Origin of the sequence: Nocardioides luteus (assembly GCF_015752315.1) — a bacterium.
Classification (GTDB): domain Bacteria; phylum Actinomycetota; class Actinomycetes; order Propionibacteriales; family Nocardioidaceae; genus Nocardioides.
In genome coordinates this window covers 4,593,732-4,609,282 of sequence record NZ_JADOVJ010000001.1, presented here as the reverse complement: position 1 = coordinate 4,609,282, position 15,551 = coordinate 4,593,732, and the positions used below count along the sequence as shown (strand labels likewise).

At 69.8% G+C, this 15,551-nt stretch carries 11 protein-coding genes and 1 riboswitch; of the genes, 7 read left to right on the top strand and 4 right to left on the bottom strand.

Annotation, left to right across the window (positions count from 1 at the left end; all coding sequences use genetic code 11):
• The first annotated feature begins 7 nt into the window (after positions 1-7).
• The 4 genes from purN to HD557_RS29090 all read left to right on the top strand — a co-directional run bounded on the left by purN (position 8) and on the right by HD557_RS29090 (position 3,682).
• Entirely contained in the window at positions 8-619 is a 612-nt protein-coding gene (gene purN / locus HD557_RS22060; protein ID WP_196875465.1) for a phosphoribosylglycinamide formyltransferase, read from the top strand.
• Between the two features lie 10 nt (positions 620-629).
• Positions 630-707: riboswitch (ZMP/ZTP riboswitch) on the top strand.
• Between the two features lie 30 nt (positions 708-737).
• A complete protein-coding gene (gene purH / locus HD557_RS22055) occupies positions 738-2,318 on the top strand; it encodes a bifunctional phosphoribosylaminoimidazolecarboxamide formyltransferase/IMP cyclohydrolase (RefSeq protein ID WP_196875464.1) in 1,581 nt (526 codons plus the stop codon).
• A 152-nt stretch (positions 2,319-2,470) separates the two neighbouring features.
• Complete coding sequence (locus tag HD557_RS22050) at positions 2,471-3,322, top strand: bifunctional methylenetetrahydrofolate dehydrogenase/methenyltetrahydrofolate cyclohydrolase (protein WP_165111794.1); 852 nt, start codon at positions 2,471-2,473, stop codon at positions 3,320-3,322.
• A gap of 3 nt (positions 3,323-3,325) precedes the next feature.
• Positions 3,326-3,682: a DUF3017 domain-containing protein gene (locus HD557_RS29090; protein WP_307785684.1), complete on the top strand. Its 357-nt coding sequence runs from the start codon at positions 3,326-3,328 to the stop codon at positions 3,680-3,682.
• A 58-nt stretch (positions 3,683-3,740) separates the two neighbouring features.
• On the opposite strand, the gene HD557_RS22040 is transcribed toward HD557_RS29090, so the two are convergent.
• Positions 3,741-4,853: an MIP/aquaporin family protein gene (locus tag HD557_RS22040; RefSeq protein ID WP_008364041.1), complete on the bottom strand. Its 1,113-nt coding sequence runs from the start codon at positions 4,851-4,853 to the stop codon at positions 3,741-3,743.
• 267 nt (positions 4,854-5,120) lie between these two features.
• Between HD557_RS22040 and HD557_RS22035 the strand changes: the two genes are divergently transcribed.
• Together HD557_RS22035 and HD557_RS22030 are read left to right on the top strand one after the other, a co-directional pair.
• Positions 5,121-7,313 (top strand): NADP-dependent isocitrate dehydrogenase, encoded by a 2,193-nt coding sequence (locus HD557_RS22035; RefSeq protein WP_196875463.1) that lies wholly within the window; start codon positions 5,121-5,123, stop codon positions 7,311-7,313.
• Between the two features lie 199 nt (positions 7,314-7,512).
• A complete protein-coding gene (locus HD557_RS22030; RefSeq protein WP_008364039.1) occupies positions 7,513-11,079 on the top strand; it encodes an ATP-binding cassette domain-containing protein in 3,567 nt (1,188 codons plus the stop codon).
• Between the two features lie 34 nt (positions 11,080-11,113).
• Here the strand turns inward: HD557_RS22030 and HD557_RS22025 are convergent, their stop codons facing one another.
• Positions 11,114-11,650, bottom strand: coding sequence for a Clp protease N-terminal domain-containing protein (locus tag HD557_RS22025; protein ID WP_196875462.1), 537 nt, complete (start codon positions 11,648-11,650; stop codon positions 11,114-11,116).
• A complete protein-coding gene (locus HD557_RS22020; RefSeq protein WP_008364037.1) occupies positions 11,650-11,862 on the bottom strand; it encodes a helix-turn-helix domain-containing protein in 213 nt (70 codons plus the stop codon). The genes HD557_RS22025 and HD557_RS22020 overlap by 1 nt, the downstream gene beginning before the upstream one ends.
• A gap of 121 nt (positions 11,863-11,983) precedes the next feature.
• On the opposite strand from HD557_RS22020, the gene HD557_RS22015 reads away from it, so the two are divergent.
• Entirely contained in the window at positions 11,984-13,192 is a 1,209-nt protein-coding gene (locus HD557_RS22015) for an MFS transporter (protein ID WP_196875461.1), read from the top strand.
• Here the strand turns inward: HD557_RS22015 and ggpS are convergent.
• Positions 13,189-15,474, bottom strand: coding sequence for a glucosylglycerol-phosphate synthase (ggpS, locus tag HD557_RS22010; RefSeq protein WP_307785683.1), 2,286 nt, complete (start codon positions 15,472-15,474; stop codon positions 13,189-13,191). The two genes, HD557_RS22015 and ggpS, sit on opposite strands and share 4 nt — an antisense overlap.
• Positions 15,475-15,551 lie beyond the last annotated feature (77 nt).

Genomic DNA, 15,551 nt, shown 5'->3' with positions numbered 1-15,551 from the left:
TCGCAGCATGTCGCTGCGTCTCGTCGTCCTCGTTTCCGGCTCGGGCACCAACCTCCAAGCTCTGTTGGACGCCTGTGCGTCCCCGGAGTACGGAGCCGAGGTGGTCGCGGTCGGGGCCGACCGCGACGGGATCCAGGGGCTGACCCGGGCGACCGACGCCGGGATCCCGACGTTCGTGCACCGGGTCAAGGACTTCGGGTCGCGCGAGGAGTGGGACGCGGCCTTGGCCGAGTCGGTGGCTGCGTACGAGCCTGATCTCGTTGTCTCCGCAGGGTTCATGAAGCTCGTCGGCGCTGCCTTCCTCGACCGGTTCGGGGGGAAGACGCTGAACACGCACCCGGCGCTGCTGCCGTCCTTCCCAGGGATGCACGGTGCGCGGGACGCGCTGGACTACGGCGTGAAGGTGACCGGGGCGACGCTGTTCATCGTCGACGCCGGGGTCGACACCGGGATGATCATGGCCCAGGTGACGGTGCCGGTGGAGGACGACGACACCGAGGAGACGCTGCACGAGCGGATCAAGGTCGTCGAGCGCTCGATGCTCGTCGAGTCCGTCGGGAGGATCGCCCGCGAGGGCTACACCGTGGACGGCCGGCGGGTTCGATTCGGGCGCGCCTGAACGGTTAGAGTGACGAGCACACGACTGGCGCAGGTGGGGGACCACCGGGGAGTGTAAAGAGACGGCATCGACCGCCTGGGTGCCCCTCATCGAATTCATCGACCGATGAGGAGTGGCTGTGCAGGACAAGATCGCCATCAAGCGGGCCCTGGTGTCCGTCTACGACAAGGCCGGTCTCGAGGACCTGGTCCGCGGGCTTCACGACGCCGGCGTGGAGCTCGTCTCGACCGGCGGCTCGGCCGCGCTGATCGAGAAGCTCGGCCTGCCGGTGACCAAGGTCGAGGACCTGACCGGCTTCCCCGAGTGCCTCGACGGCCGCGTGAAGACGCTGCACCCGCGCGTGCACGCCGGCATCCTCGCCGACCGCCGTCTCGAGTCCCACGTCGAGCAGCTCAAGGAGCTCGAGGTCGAGCCGTTCGACCTGGTCGTCTCCAACCTCTACCCGTTCGTGCAGACCGTCGCCTCTGGCGCCGGCCCGGACGAGGTCGTCGAGCAGATCGACATCGGCGGCCCCTCGATGGTCCGTGCCGCCGCCAAGAACCACCCGTCCGTCGCGATCGTGACCTCCCCGGAGCAGTACGCCGACACCCTCGCCGCCCTCGCCGCCGGTGGGTTCACCTACGACCAGCGCAAGGCGCTGGCCGCGGCCGCGTTCGTGCACACCGCGACGTACGACGTCCACGTCGCCTCCTGGATGGGCAACGTGCTCACCGACACCTCCGACGGCTCGGGATTCCCGGCATGGGCGGGCGCGACCTGGGACCGCCAGGCGGTGCTGCGCTACGGCGAGAACCCGCACCAGCCGGCCGCGCTCTACCGCTCGGGCTTCGGTCCGGGTGGCCTGGCTGCCGCCGAGCAGCTGCACGGCAAGGAGATGTCCTACAACAACTACGTCGACACCGACGCCGCCCGCCGCGCGGCCTACGACCAGGGTGACCAGCCGACCGTCGCGATCATCAAGCACGCCAACCCGTGCGGCGTCGCGGTCGGCGCGGATGTCGCCGAGGCCCACCGCCGCGCCCACGAGTGCGACCCGGTCTCCGCGTTCGGCGGCGTGATCGCCACCAACGTACCGGTCTCGAAGCAGATGGCCGAGCAGGTCGCCGAGGTCTTCACCGAGGTGATCGTCGCTCCCGGTTACGAGGACGGCGCCGTCGAGATCCTGCAGGGCAAGAAGAACATCCGCATCCTCGTGGCCGAGCCGCTCGCGACCACCGGCGTCGAGACCCGGCCGATCAGCGGTGGTCTGCTGATGCAGCACACCGACACCTTCCAGGCCGAGGGCGACGACCCCGCCAACTGGACCCTGGCCACCGGTGAGGCCGCCGACGAGGCGACCCTGGCCGACCTGGCGTTCGCCTGGAAGGCCGTACGCGCCGCCAAGTCCAACGCGATCCTGCTGGCCCGCGACGGTGCCGCCGTCGGCATCGGCATGGGCCAGGTCAACCGCGTCGACTCCTGCCGCCTCGCCGTCGAGCGGGCCAACACCCTCGCCGAGGGCACCGAGCGTGCCCGCGGCGCCGTCGCCGCCTCCGACGCCTTCTTCCCCTTCGAGGACGGCCCGCAGATCCTGATCGACGCCGGCGTCAAGGCGATCGTCCAGCCCGGTGGCTCCATCCGCGACGAGCTCACCATCAAGGCGTGCGAGGCGGCCGGGGTGACGATGTACTTCACCGGCACGCGCCACTTCGCGCACTGAGCGCGCCGTATGTTCGTCGAGGTATGCAGCCGATCCGTCACTTCCCGCGCGGAACTCCGCGTGGGAAGTGACGGTTTCCCTGCATACCTCGACGAACAGACACAGCCCGCCCACTACGCCGAAACCACAGCCCAGAGTGACAGGATGAAGAAGTGACAGCACAGAAGCTGGACGGCACCGCGACGCTGAAGGCGATCAAGGCCGAGCTCGCCGAGCGCGTCGAGAAGCTGAAGGCCCAGGGGATCACCCCTGGGATCGGCACCGTTCTGGTCGGCGACGACCCCGGCTCGCACTGGTACGTCAACGCCAAGCACAAGGACGCCGCCGAGATCGGTGTCGCCTCGACCCGCGTCGACCTGCCCGCCACCGCGACCCAGGCGGAGGTCGAGAAGGTCATCGACGAGCTCAACGCGGACCCGGCTGTCACCGGCTTCCTCATCCAGCAGCCGACCGGCCTCGACGAGTTCGCGCTCCTGTCCCGGGTGGCCCCGGAGAAGGACGTCGACGGGCTGCACCCGCACAACCTCGGCAAGCTGGTCCTGGGCGAGGACGGCCCGCTGCCGTGCACCCCGGTGGGCTGCATCGAGCTGCTGCGTCGTCACGGCGTCGAGATCAACGGCGCCGAGGTGGTCGTGGTCGGCCGCGGGCTGACCGTCGGGCGTCCGCTGGGCCTGCTGCTGACCCGGCGTTCCGAGAACGCCACGGTCACGCTGTGCCACACCGGCACCCGCGACCTGGCCGCCCACACCCGCAACGCCGACATCGTGGTGGCCGCCGCGGGCGTGCCGGGCATCATCACCAAGGACATGGTCAAGCCGGGCGCGGCGCTGCTGGACGTCGGTGTCTCCCGGGTCGACGGTAAGATCGCAGGAGACCTGGCCGAGGACGTGTGGGACGTGGCTGGCTGGGTGTCTCCGAACCCGGGTGGGGTGGGTCCGATGACACGCGCCATGTTGCTCTCCAATATCGTCCTCAGCGCCGAGAAGGCTCTCGAAAGGCTCTGACACGTGTCCGTCCATCCCCCGCTCAGCCCCACACCGGCGGCTCCCGCACCGGTGACGGTGGCGCCTGAGAAGACGGACCCCAAGGACGTACGCAGCTTCCCCTCGACCATCGGCGGCTTCGTCTACCTCGGCGTGCTGACGGCGGCGATCGTCGGTCTCGGGCTGGTCGGCTTCGGCCACTGGCGGGTGGGGATCATCGTCCTCGCCGCCGGGCTGGGCGCCGCGTCGCTGGGGCGTGCGGTGCTGCGCAGCAAGGACGCCGGGATGCTGGCGGTGCGCAACCGCTGGTTCGACGTGGTGCTGCTGGCGCTGACCGCGGGCGCGTTGTGGATCCTCGCCGTGACCGTCCCGGGCGAGTAGGACCCAGGAACAGCAAGAAGGCCGTCCCGAGCGGGACGGCCTTCTTGCTATGTGCGGGTCACTGCTCGATCGGGACCCACTCCTGCTTCGCGTAGTCCCAGCGCCAGCCGTCCTGCTCGTAGACCGGCAGCTCGCCCTCGGCGGTCTGGGTCGGCTGCTGCCAGGCCTGCTGGCCGCCACCGGCACCGCCGGAGACGATGGTGCGGTCGCTGTTCTCCGGAGCCGGAGGTGCGGCTGGAGTGGCCGGCGCGGCGGGTGCCGCGGGAGCGGCGGGTGCAGCCGGAGCCGGAGCAGCGGCCGGTGCGGGAGCCGCCGGAGCCGCAGCCGCGGGCGCAGCCGGGGCGGCAGCCTGGGAGTCCCAGGACGGGACGGCCGGGCGCAGGTTGTCGCCACCGAAGGCGAGGCCGGCACCCGCGATCTCGGAGCCGTCCTTGTCGAAGAGCAGCGGGTAGACGAGACCGGCGAGCGCGCCGCCGAGGGCCGGGACGATCAGGAAGACCGGCAGGTTGGCGAGTGCGTCGGTGCCTGAGAAGAGGGCCGGGCCGAACGAGCGGGCGGGGTTGACCGAGGTGCCGGTCAGCGGGATGCCGACGAAGTGGATCGCGGCCAGCGCCAGACCGATGGCGAGCGGCGCGGCGGCGGCGTTGGTGCCGGCCCGGACGTCGGTGACGCCGAGAATGACGAAGACGAAGATGAAAGTGAGGATCAGCTCGACCAGGATCGCGCCGACGATGCCGGTGCCGGCTCCGTCGCCGAAGCCGTTGGCGCCGAGGCCACCGTCGTTCCAGGAGTTGTAGCCCGTGGAGAGCGCAATCAGGAACAGCGCGATCGCGCCGATGACCGCACCGACGAACTGGGCACCGATGTAGGCGCCGGCGTCCTTCCAGCTGATCCGGCCGGCCGTCGCAACGCCGAGGGTGACCGCCGGGTTGAAGTGGCCGCCGGAGATGCGGCCGAAGGTGTAGGCCCCCATCACCACGGCGATACCGAAGGCCAGTCCGACTGCGACGACCTCGAGACCCCAGGTCGGCTGCTCGGCGTGGCCGGCGCCGGCCACGACCGCGATGACAGAACCGCAGCCGATGAACACGAGGATGAAGGTGCCGATGACCTCGGCTGCCATCTTCTGGATGAAGGTCGGCTCAGCGGCCGACAGTGATTCCTCAGTCATGTCCCCTTAAACCCTTCAATGTCTGTTGACGTCGGTCAGACCCATCGACACCCGAGAAGCACTCAGGCACCAGCAGTCACCTGAACAACAAGGAGGTGTTGACACACAGTAACTCTTTTGTGACGGCACTTCGTGGTGCTTAGGTAGGGCGGGGCGGTGTCGCATCGAGCATCAGGTATCTTGACGTCAAGGCACTTTCTCATGTCCGGGTCCCCGACCTAAGTCCGCAGCACCGCAGATCGCAACTTGTCAGGAGTAGCCACACCCATGGCCGCACGAATCATCTACACCCACACCGACGAGGCGCCGCTGCTCGCGACGTACTCCTTCCTCCCGATCGTCTCGGCCTTCGCGGCCAAGGCGGGCGTCGAGGTCGAGACGCGTGACATCTCGGTGGCCGCGCGCATCCTGGCGCAGTTCGGCCTGGCCGACGACGCGCTGGGCGAGCTCGGCGACCTGGCCAAGACGCCGGAAGCCAACATCGTCAAGCTGCCCAACATCTCCGCCTCCATCCCGCAGCTCAAGGCCGCGATCAAGGAGCTGCAGGAGAAGGGCTACGAGATCCCCGACTACCCCGAGGCGCCCAGCACGCCCGAGGAGGAGGAGATCCGGGCCAAGTACGACAAGGTCAAGGGCTCCGCGGTGAACCCGGTCCTGCGCGAGGGCAACTCCGACCGTCGCGCGCCCGGCTCGGTCAAGGCGTACGCCAAGGCCCACCCGCACACCAACAAGCCGTTCGCGGACAACTCCAAGACCACCGTCGCCACCATGGGCGCCCACGACTTCAAGTCCAACGAGAAGTCGGTGACCCTCCCGGCCGACGACGCCCTCTCCATCGTGCTCGAGAAGGCCGACGGCGAGACGGTGACGCTGCTCGCCGAGCTGCCCGTGCTCCAGGGCGAGATCGTGGACGCGACGTACATGTCCGCGGCCAACCTGCACGCCTTCCTCGAGAACGCGCTCGCCAAGGCCAAGGCCGACGACGTGCTGTTCTCGCTGCACCTCAAGGCCACGATGATGAAGGTCTCCGACCCGATCATCTTCGGCCACGTCGTGAAGGCCTACTTCAAGGACGTCTTCGAGAAGTACGGCGCCGACCTCGAGGCCGCCGGCCTCTCCGCCAACGACGGTCTGGGCGCCATCCTCTCGGGTCTGTCCGGCCTGGAGAAGGGCGCCGAGATCGAGGCCGCGTTCAAGGCCGCGATCGAGGCCGGCCCGCGCCTGTCCTACGTCAACTCCGACAAGGGCATCACCAACCTGCACGTCCCCTCCGACGTCATCATCGACGCCTCGATCCCGGCGCTGGTCCGCAACGGCGGCAAGCTCTGGGGTGCCGACGGCGGCGAGGACGACACCCTCGCGGTGATCCCGGACTCCTCCTACGCGGGCGTCTACCAGACCGTCATCGACGACGTGAAGAAGAACGGCCCGCTCGACCCGGCGACGATCGGCACCGTCCCCAACGTCGGTCTGATGGCGCAGAAGGCCGAGGAGTACGGCTCCCACGACAAGACCTTCCAGATCGAGGCCGCCGGCACCGTACGTGTCCTGAACAAGGCCGGCGACGTGCTGATCGAGCACGACGTCGAGGCCGGCGACATCTGGCGCGCCTGCCAGACCAAGGACATCCCGGTCCGCGACTGGGTCAAGCTCGCCGTCAGCCGTGCCCGGGACTCCAAGACCCCGGCCGTGTTCTGGCTCGACGAGTCGCGCGCCCACGACGCCGAGCTGATCAAGAAGGTCACGACCTACCTGACCGAGCACGACACCGAGGGTCTCGAGATCAAGATCCTCTCGCCGGAGCTGGCGACTGCGTACTCCCTGGAGCGGCTGCGCAACGGCGAGGACACCATCTCGGTCACCGGCAACGTGCTGCGTGACTACAACACCGACCTGTTCCCGATCCTCGAGGTCGGTACGTCGGCGAAGATGCTCTCCATCGTCCCGCTGATCGCCGGCGGCGGTCTGTTCGAGACGGGTGCGGGAGGCTCGGCCCCGAAGCACGTGCAGCAGCTGGTCGAGGAGGACTACCTCCGCTGGGACTCGCTGGGTGAGTTCTTCGCGCTGGTGCCCTCGTTCGAGAAGTACGCCGAGCAGGCCTCGGCCCCGGCCGCGAAGGTGCTCGCCGGTGCGCTCGACCGGGCGACCGCGACCTTCCTGGAGAACGACCGCTCCCCGGGTCGCAAGCTCGGCACCACCGACAACCGCGGCTCGCACTTCTACCTCGGCCTCTACTGGGCCCAGGAGCTCGCCGCGCAGACCGAGGACACCGAGCTCGCCGCGGCCTTCAAGGGCCTCGCCGAGACCCTCGCGGCCAACGAGGACAAGATCGTCGAGGAACTCCTCGCGGTCCAGGGCAAGCCCGCCGACATCGGTGGCTACTACCTGCCCGACGCCGAGAAGGTCACCGCCGTGATGCGTCCCTCCGCGACGCTCAACGAGGCGATCGACTCTCTCTGAATCCAATCCACGACGGCCCGGCACGGACTCCGTGCCGGGCCGTCGTGCGTTGTCGGGACACCTTCCCGACAGAGGTGACCTTGCTCTCCAGATCTTTCTTCTGATTCCTATAAGTCCAGGTCAGCATGGCGTTTTCCGCCGACGAGAGGCGGAAAACCTTTAGGTAAGTGTCGGTGCTCGCGCCTACCGTGATCTATTGATGACTGCGACCCTCTCGACTCCGCCCGCGCCCACCTCAGGCAAGGCTCTGGGAGTCTCCGCCGAACCTGCCGACCCGAGCCGGCAGGTCGACTGGCGACGCCTGAAGGGGCCGGTGACGGTCGCTGCGCTGCTCGCTCTGGCGGTTGCCATGGTGGCCCAGTCGATCGGCACTGTCGTGGCCGGCCGGCTGGCCGAGAACCCGACCGCCAGCCTGGTCGGGTGGCTGGCGCTGTGCGTGATCGGTGCCTCGCTGGTCGACTCGACGGCGAAGATCGCCTGGGTCGGCGTCTCCGACCGGGTCGAGGGCAAGCTGCGCGAGGACGTGCTCCAGGCCGCCATGCGACAGCCGCTCTCCGAGCTGAGCGAGCAGGCCGTCGGGGAGATCCTCGACCGGGTCGACGACGACTCCCACGAGGTCGGCAACCTGCTGCGCTGGCAGCTGTGGATGCTCTTCCGCTCGGTCTTCGCGGCGCTGCCGATGTGGATCGTGGCCAGCTTCACCTGGTGGCCGTCAGCGATCCTGTTCCCGCTCCTCGCCGCGGTGACCTGGTTCGTCATCCGCGGCCTGCTGGGCCAGATCTCCCGGCTCAAGGTCATCGAGGAGGCCTCCTGGACCGACCACGCCGCCGTGCTCGAGGAGGGCATCGCGGGGCGTGACGACCTGCGTACGAGCCTGGGCCAGGACCACGTGGTCGCCCGGGTGGCGCGACTCTCGGCGACGGTCCACGAGAAGTTCCGGACCGTGGTCACGGTCGAGGCGAAGGTCGGGCGCCGCGCCGGCGTGCTGCTCCACTCCCTGCTGGCCGGTATCGGCCTGGCCGGGGTGGCGCTCGCCGCGACGGATCGGCTCGGGATCAGCGCGCTGGTCACGCTGTTCCTGGTCACGAGCACGTTCGTCGGTCAGATCGCGATGCTCGCCAACCACCTGCCCGACATCCAGGCCGGCCTGGGCGCGGTCATCCGGCTGCGCCAGATGATGGCCGCCGAGCCGGAGCCCGAGGGCGGCGAGCCGGTACCCGGCGGAGGAGCGCTCGAGGTCGAGCTGCGCGACCTGAGCTTCTCCTACGCCGAGGGCACCTTCGCCCTCCAGGGCATCTCGCTCACCGTGCCCGCCGGCGACACCATCGCGCTGGTCGGCCGCACCGGCTCGGGCAAGTCGACGCTCGCCTCGCTGCTCTCCCGGGCCGTCGAGCCGCCGCGCGGCTCGGTGTTCCTGGGTGGCGTGGACGTGCGCGACCTCGACCTGCAGCAGCTGCGCGCCTCCGTGGGCGTGGTGACGCAGCGTACGGAGATCCTGGCCGGCACGCTCGCGGAGAACATCGCGCTCTTCGACGACTCGCGTCCGCGCGAGGACATCGAGCGGGCGGTGGCCCGGCTCGGGCTCTCGGAGTGGGTCGCGGGTCTGCCCGAGGGCCTCGACACCCTGCTCGGTCCCGGCGGCACCTCGCTGTCGGCGGGGGAGGAGCAGCTGGTCGCCTTCGCCCGGCTGCTGGTGCGCGACGTACGCGTGGTCGTGCTCGACGAGGCGACCGCGCGGATGGACCCGCTCACCGAGCGCCGGGTGGTCGCTGCCGCCGATCGGCTGCTCACCGGGCGCACGGGCATCCTGATCGCCCACCGGCTGTCCACGATCGAGCGGGCTCCGCACGTGGCCGTGCTCGACCACGGCCGGGTGATCCAGCACGGTCTGCGGGCCTCGCTGGCGACCGCGCCGGGGCCGTTCCGTGACCTGCTCGAGGCCAGCCGCACCGATCACCACGACTCGCCCTCGCCGGAGGCCAAGCCCGTCGACCACTCCACCCTCGACCACGTCGCCGAGGGCAGTTCCGGGGTCGGCGGCAAGCGGCGCTCGGGTGCTCCACCGGAGCTCCCGGAGGTCGGCACCGGGCCGTCGCTCGCCCGCGGGATGCTGCACGTCCTGTTCCTGCGCCCCGAGTGGGGAGTCGCGGGTGCGCTGCTCTTCCTGTTCGCCTCGATGACCGGTGCGCAGGGTGCCTTCACCGGGCTCCTGTGGGGTCGGATCGTCGAGTCGCTGCAGGACGGCGGCAGCCCGACCGTGCTGTCGGTGCTGCTGGTGGTCAGCCTGCTGGCCGCCCCGCTGATGCTCGCCGACGCCTTCTACCGCTACCCGCGCTGGTGGATCGAGGTCATGCTGCGGGCCCGGATGGCCGTGCTCTACGGCCAGACCCGCCAGCACCGCCTGACGCGTACGCCGCCGGGTGAGGTCGTGGCGCGGTCGATGGACGCGGACCGCTACGCCCGCTACGCCGACCGCTGGGTCGACTTCGTCAACGGTCTGGTGATCGCGACGATCACGGCCCTGCTCGCCGGCACCGCGCTCGCGGGCGCCGTGCTCCTGGTCGTCATGGTCGCCTCGGCGCTGGCCTCCGCGGTCGGTCGGCCGATCGCCGGTCGTTCGGCCGCGGCCTCCTCCGCCGCTCGTGCCCGGTTCGGGCGCGCCGTGGTCTCCGCGCTGGAGTCCGTACGCACCGTGAAGCTGGCCGCGGCCACCCCGCAGGTCCACGCCCACCTGCAGCACGTGGACTCGGGTCGCGTGGAGGCGGCGGTGAAGGAGCACCGGGTGCAGGCGTTCCTCGACGGGGTGCCCGCGCTGATGGTGCAGTGCGGTGTCGTGGCTGCGTGGGGCATCTACTTCGGCGGCGGCTGGGGTCTGGCCACCGCGCTGCTGGTGGCCAACGCGGTCTCGGGCTTCGACTGGTTCGGCCGCGTGGCCGGCATGGTCGTCACCGAGGCTCCGGGCACCCGCGCGTGGCAGAAGGAGACCAGCCGGTTCGCCGGTGGCCGGGACCTGATGGACCTGCCGCCGGGTGTCGACCTGGTCTCCGGCGACGCGCCGGATCCGGGTCCGGTCGATCAGGTGCCGCTCCACTCATTGGAGCTCTCGGCCCTGTCGGCGGTCCACGACGACGGCACGATCGGCGTCTCGGACGTCTCGCTCACCATCGAGCGCGGCGAGCTGGTCCTGCTCGTCGGGCAGGTCGGCTCGGGCAAGTCGTCCCTGCTGGCGTCGTTGGCCGGCCTGATCGAGCACACCGGCACGATCCGGTGGAACGACGAGCTGGTCGAGGACCCGCAGGCCTTCCTGCGGCCCGGTCAGGTCGCCTACGTCGCCCAGGTGCCGCGGGTGCTCTCCGGCACCTTCTCCGACAACATCCGTCTGGGTCACGACCGACCCTTCGACAGCCCGGTCGCCGACGCGCGGCTCGAGCTCGACGTCAAGGAGGCGGGCGGTGCGGACGCGATCGTCGGTCACCGTGGCGTACGCCTCTCCGGGGGTCAGGTCCAGCGTCTCGCCCTGGCGCGGGCGCTGGCCGCCGACACCGAGCTGCTCCTGGCCGACGACGTCTCCAGCGCGCTCGACGCGGCCACCGAGATCGAGCTCTGGCGGGCGCTCCGCGACCGGCACACGACGGTCATCGGAGCCACCTCCAAGCGAGCCGCTCTCGCCCAGGCCGACCGTGTGGTCGTCATGGTCGACGGCGAGGTCGCGGCCGTGGGTCCGTGGGCCGAGCTGGCCCCGGCCTGGTCCCACCTCGCCGGCTGATCGCCGCCTCGGCAGGCCGTCTGACACTTCGGCGTCAGGCGGCCTCGCCGTGCTCGAGCGTGCTGCGCAGCGCAGCAACATCCACGCCGAGGGCCCGTAGTGCAGCATGTCCTTCCCCCTCCGCCCGCAGAATGCCGAGCAGGATGTGCTCGGTGCCGATCGAGCGGTCCTTGAGCCGGATCGCCTCGCGGAGCGAGAGCTCGAGGGTCTTCTTGGCCTCCTTGGAGAAGGGGATGTGCCCGCCGCGGCGCCGCGGTCCGCCCTTGTCCAGGGCTCCGGGGCCGAAGGCCTCCTCGACCTTCTCCCGGACGGCATCGAGATCGATCCCGAGAGCCGCGAGCGCCTCGGCGTCGTCGGGCCCGAGGCGGTCGTGGGCCTTCGCGACCTCCGAGCGCAACCGCTCGCGGTCGATACCTGCCTCGAGGAGCGCCCGGGCGGCGGGATTCTCAGGGTCGCCCAGCATCGCCAGCAACAGGTGGTTGGTGTCGATCTGGGTGTGGTTCAGCTCTCGGGCGACGCCCTGTGCCTCGACCACGACCAGCTGGGCCTGTTTGGTGAACCTCTCGAACATCACAGCTCCTTCGCATACTTCTTGTGGACCGCCTGCCGGCTGACCTCCAGCGCGTCGGCGATCTCCTGCCAGGCCCATCCCTGCCGACGGGCGTTCGCCACCTGCAGCCGCTCCAGCGAGTCGGCGAGGCGACGTAGCGCGAGCGCGGCTCGCAGTCCGGTGCGCGGGTCGGCGCTTGCGGCCGACTCGGCGAGATCCTTGGCATCCGTCATGATGTCAATGTAGGTTGACAGCGCAGCGATGTCAACCAATATTGACAGAAGCGTGGAGAAGCGGGACCCGAGTCACACCGATTCGCGGAATAGCCCCCAAATCGCGGAAGGTTAAGCCGTAGTGACCGACACCGCCAGCACCGAGACCGCCCTGAGGCAGGTCACCCCCGTCCGGTTCGCGATCGCGATGATCGCCCTCGCGACGGGTGGTTTCGCGATCGGTACGACCGAGTTCGTCACCATGGGCGTGCTGCCCGAGATCGCCGAGGGCGTGGGTGTCCGCACCTCCACGGCCGGCCACCTGATCAGCGCCTACGCGGTCGGAGTCGTGGTCGGCGTACCGATCCTCTCGTTCTTCGTCGCCCACCTTCCGCGCAAGGGGCTGCTGCTGTCGCTGATGGCGGCGTACGCGCTGTTCAACGTGCTGAGCGCGGCTGCCGTCGACTACCAGATGCTCCTGGTCGCGAGGTTCCTCGACGGGCTGCCGCACGGCGCCTACTTCGGTGTCGCGAGCATCGTCGCGACCTCGATGGCCGCCCCGAAGCACCGCGGCCGTGCGGTCGCCCTGGTGATGCTCGGGCTCTCGGTCGCCAACGTGGTCGGCGTCCCGTTCGCCACGTGGCTCGGCCAGACCGCCGGCTGGCGAGCCCCGTACGCAGCCGCAGCAGGCCTCGCCCTGCTGACCGTGGTCCTGGTGCAACTCTCGGTGCCCCACTTCCCGGGCGACCCCAACGCGACCGGCCGCAGCGAGGCCGGCCGGTTCTTCACCAACAAGCAGGTCTGGCTGACCATGCTCGCCGGTGCGATCGGCTTCGGCGGCATGTTCGCCGCCTACTCCTACATCGCCCCGATCGTGACCGACACGGCCGGACTGGCGGCGGGCGCGGTGCCGTGGTTCGTCTTCGCGTTCGGCACCGGGATGGTCGTCGGCACCTGGATCGCGGGAGAGCTGGCGCGCTGGTCGGTGATGGGCTCACTGCTCGCCAGCAGCCTCGGGATGGTGGCGGTGCTGGCGCTCTTCTGGCTGGTGGCCCCGGCCGGTTGGTGGCTCGCGCCGGTCGCCTTCCTGACCACCGCGGTGGCGTCGGTGCTGGTGATCAACCTGCAGGTACGTCTGATGGACGTCGCCGACGACGCGGTGACGCTGGGTGCCGCGATGAACCACGCGAGCCTCAACATCGCCAACGCACTCGGCGCCTTCGCCGGCGGTGTGGCCCTCGACGTCTGGAGCGTCCGTGAGGCGCCGTTGGTCGGCGCCGGCCTGGCCGCCGCCGGGCTGCTGGTGCTGGTGTGGAGCACCAGCATCCACCGGCGGCGGGCCCAGTCCTAGAGCTCGACCTCGTCGCCCGGGGTGTTGGAGGTCGCGGCCTCGACCGCGGCCAGGAACCCGTCGGCCCAGGCCTTGGAGTCGTGGTGGCGAATGGTGTCCCACAGCCCGCGCATCCGGTCCTTGGCCTCGGCCTCGTCCATGTCGACGGCCTGGAGGAAGACCCGAACCATATCGGAGACGTCGTGGGGGTTGGTCAGCACCGCGCCGCGCAGCTCGGCGGCCGCCCCGGCGAACTCGGAGAGCACCAGCGTGCCGCTCGTGCCGCGGAGACCGTGGACCGCGGCGTACTCCTTCGCGACCAGGTTGAGGCCGTCGCGCAGCGGGGTGATCCACATGACGTCGGCGTTGGCGTAGTAGGCCAGCAGCTCCTCGAAGGGGATCGGGCGGAAGTAGAAGTGGACCGGCATCCAGCCCATCCGCGAGAACCGGCCGTTGATCCGCCCGACCGCCTGCTCGATCTGGTTCTGGAGGGTCTTGTAGACGGTCATCTCGCCGGCCGCGGGCACGCACACCAGCACCAGCGACAGCTCGCCCAGCAGCGACGGGTCCTCGAGCAGCGCCCGCTCGAAGGCCTCGAGCTGCTGCAGCACTCCCTTGGTGTAGTCGAGTCGCGAGACCGCGAGGGCGATCCGCTGACCCTCGAACTCGTCCTTCACCCGTGCGATCGAGGCCTGCACCGCCGAGGAGGCCAGGGTCTGCTCGATCCGCTTGGTGTCGACGCTGACCGGGTTGGCGCCCAGGTGCACGCGCCGCCCGCCGACGTCGATCACCGAGGGCATGGTGTCCAGGCCGAGGGCGAAGCCGTAGGTGCGGAACCGCGGCGCCGAGTCCTCGGTCTCGACGACCTCGACCGGCGCCACGCCGCGGGCCACGTCGACGAAGTTCTCGACCTGGCGCGGGATGTGGAACGAGATGTAGTCGCACTGCAGCAGCGAGCCGATGATCTCGCGGCGCCACGGCACCACGTTGAACACGTCCGCGCCGGGGAAGTGGGTGTGGTGCAGGAACGCGATCTTCACGTCCGGCCGCAGCTCACGCAGGTAGGCCGGCACCATCCACAGGTTGTAGTCGTGGATCCAGACGATTCCGCCGTACGCCGCCTCGGCCGCCGCCTGCTCGGCGAAGGCCTTGTTGACCCGGCAGTAGACCTTCCAGTCCTCCTCCTTGAACTTCGCGCGTTCCCAGAAGGTGTGCAGCAACGGCCAGAACGCCTCCTTGGAGAAGCGTTTGTAGAAGACGTCGACGTCCCTCTTCGACAGCGGCAGCCGGGAGGCCACCAGGCCGGGATAGAGCTTGGGGTCGACCACCGTGTGGGTGGCGAACTTCCCGCGTTTGGGGTCGTCGATCGACCAGGCGACCCAGGATCCGGTGCGCTCGGTGAAGAAGGAGAGCAGCGTCGGGATGATGCCGTTGGGTGACTTCGGGCGGCGACGCTTGACCTCTCCCTCCTCGATCACCTCGTCGTAGGGGAGCCGGTGGTAGACCATGACGAGGTCGGACTTCCCGGGGTCGTCGGCGTCGTTCTCCGGGTCGTAGATGTGCTCGTCGTCGAGCAGGTTGAAGTGCCTGATCGCCTGCAGGATCCCGCCGGTGCCGGGGGAGGTGGCGTGGAACGTACGCTCCTGGTCGCGGGTCGCGTCGAGGAGCTTGTCCTCGGCCTCGCCGACGCAGACGCCGTTGAACCCGATGTCGTACATCGCCAGGTCGTTGAGGGTGTCGCCGGCGACCAGCACGCGGTCCTTGGGGATGCCGAGGTGCTCGACGAGCTTGGTGACCGTGTGGCCCTTGTTGATCCCGCCGGGCAGCACGTCGAGGTAGTGGCTGAGGGAGTAGAGCAGGTCGCAGCCGATCTCCGCGACCAGCGGGGCGAGGTCGTCGGTGACGGCCTCGGGGTCGCAGAAGTAGGAGACCCGGCGATCCTGGGGAACGTTCTGACGCACCAAGCCGGGGCGGTCGCCGATCTTCTCCAGGACGGCGAGCTCGCCGGGCCACTTGGCCGCGATCTCCTGCTGGATCGGTTCGACGGCGAGCAGGTCGTGGCCGGTCACGATCGTGGCGCCGACGTCGCAGATGATGAAGTCGGGCGTCGGGATGGTCGGGTCGGCGAGCAGCGGCATCACCGACTCCAGCCCACGACCGGTGACGAAGGACAGGAGTACGTCCTCGCGGCGGCTCAGCGTCTGGTAGAGCTTGACCTTCGCCTCGGGGTCGCCGGCTAGGAAGGTTCCGTCCAGATCGGTCGCGAGCAGCATGCGCGCATTGGCAGCGGACGTGTCGTTCACAAGTCTCCTCGGGGGTCGCCTGGCCTCGAGGCCGATTCGGCAGCTGGCCCGAGGCTGCGGACCCCTTGGAGGATCCG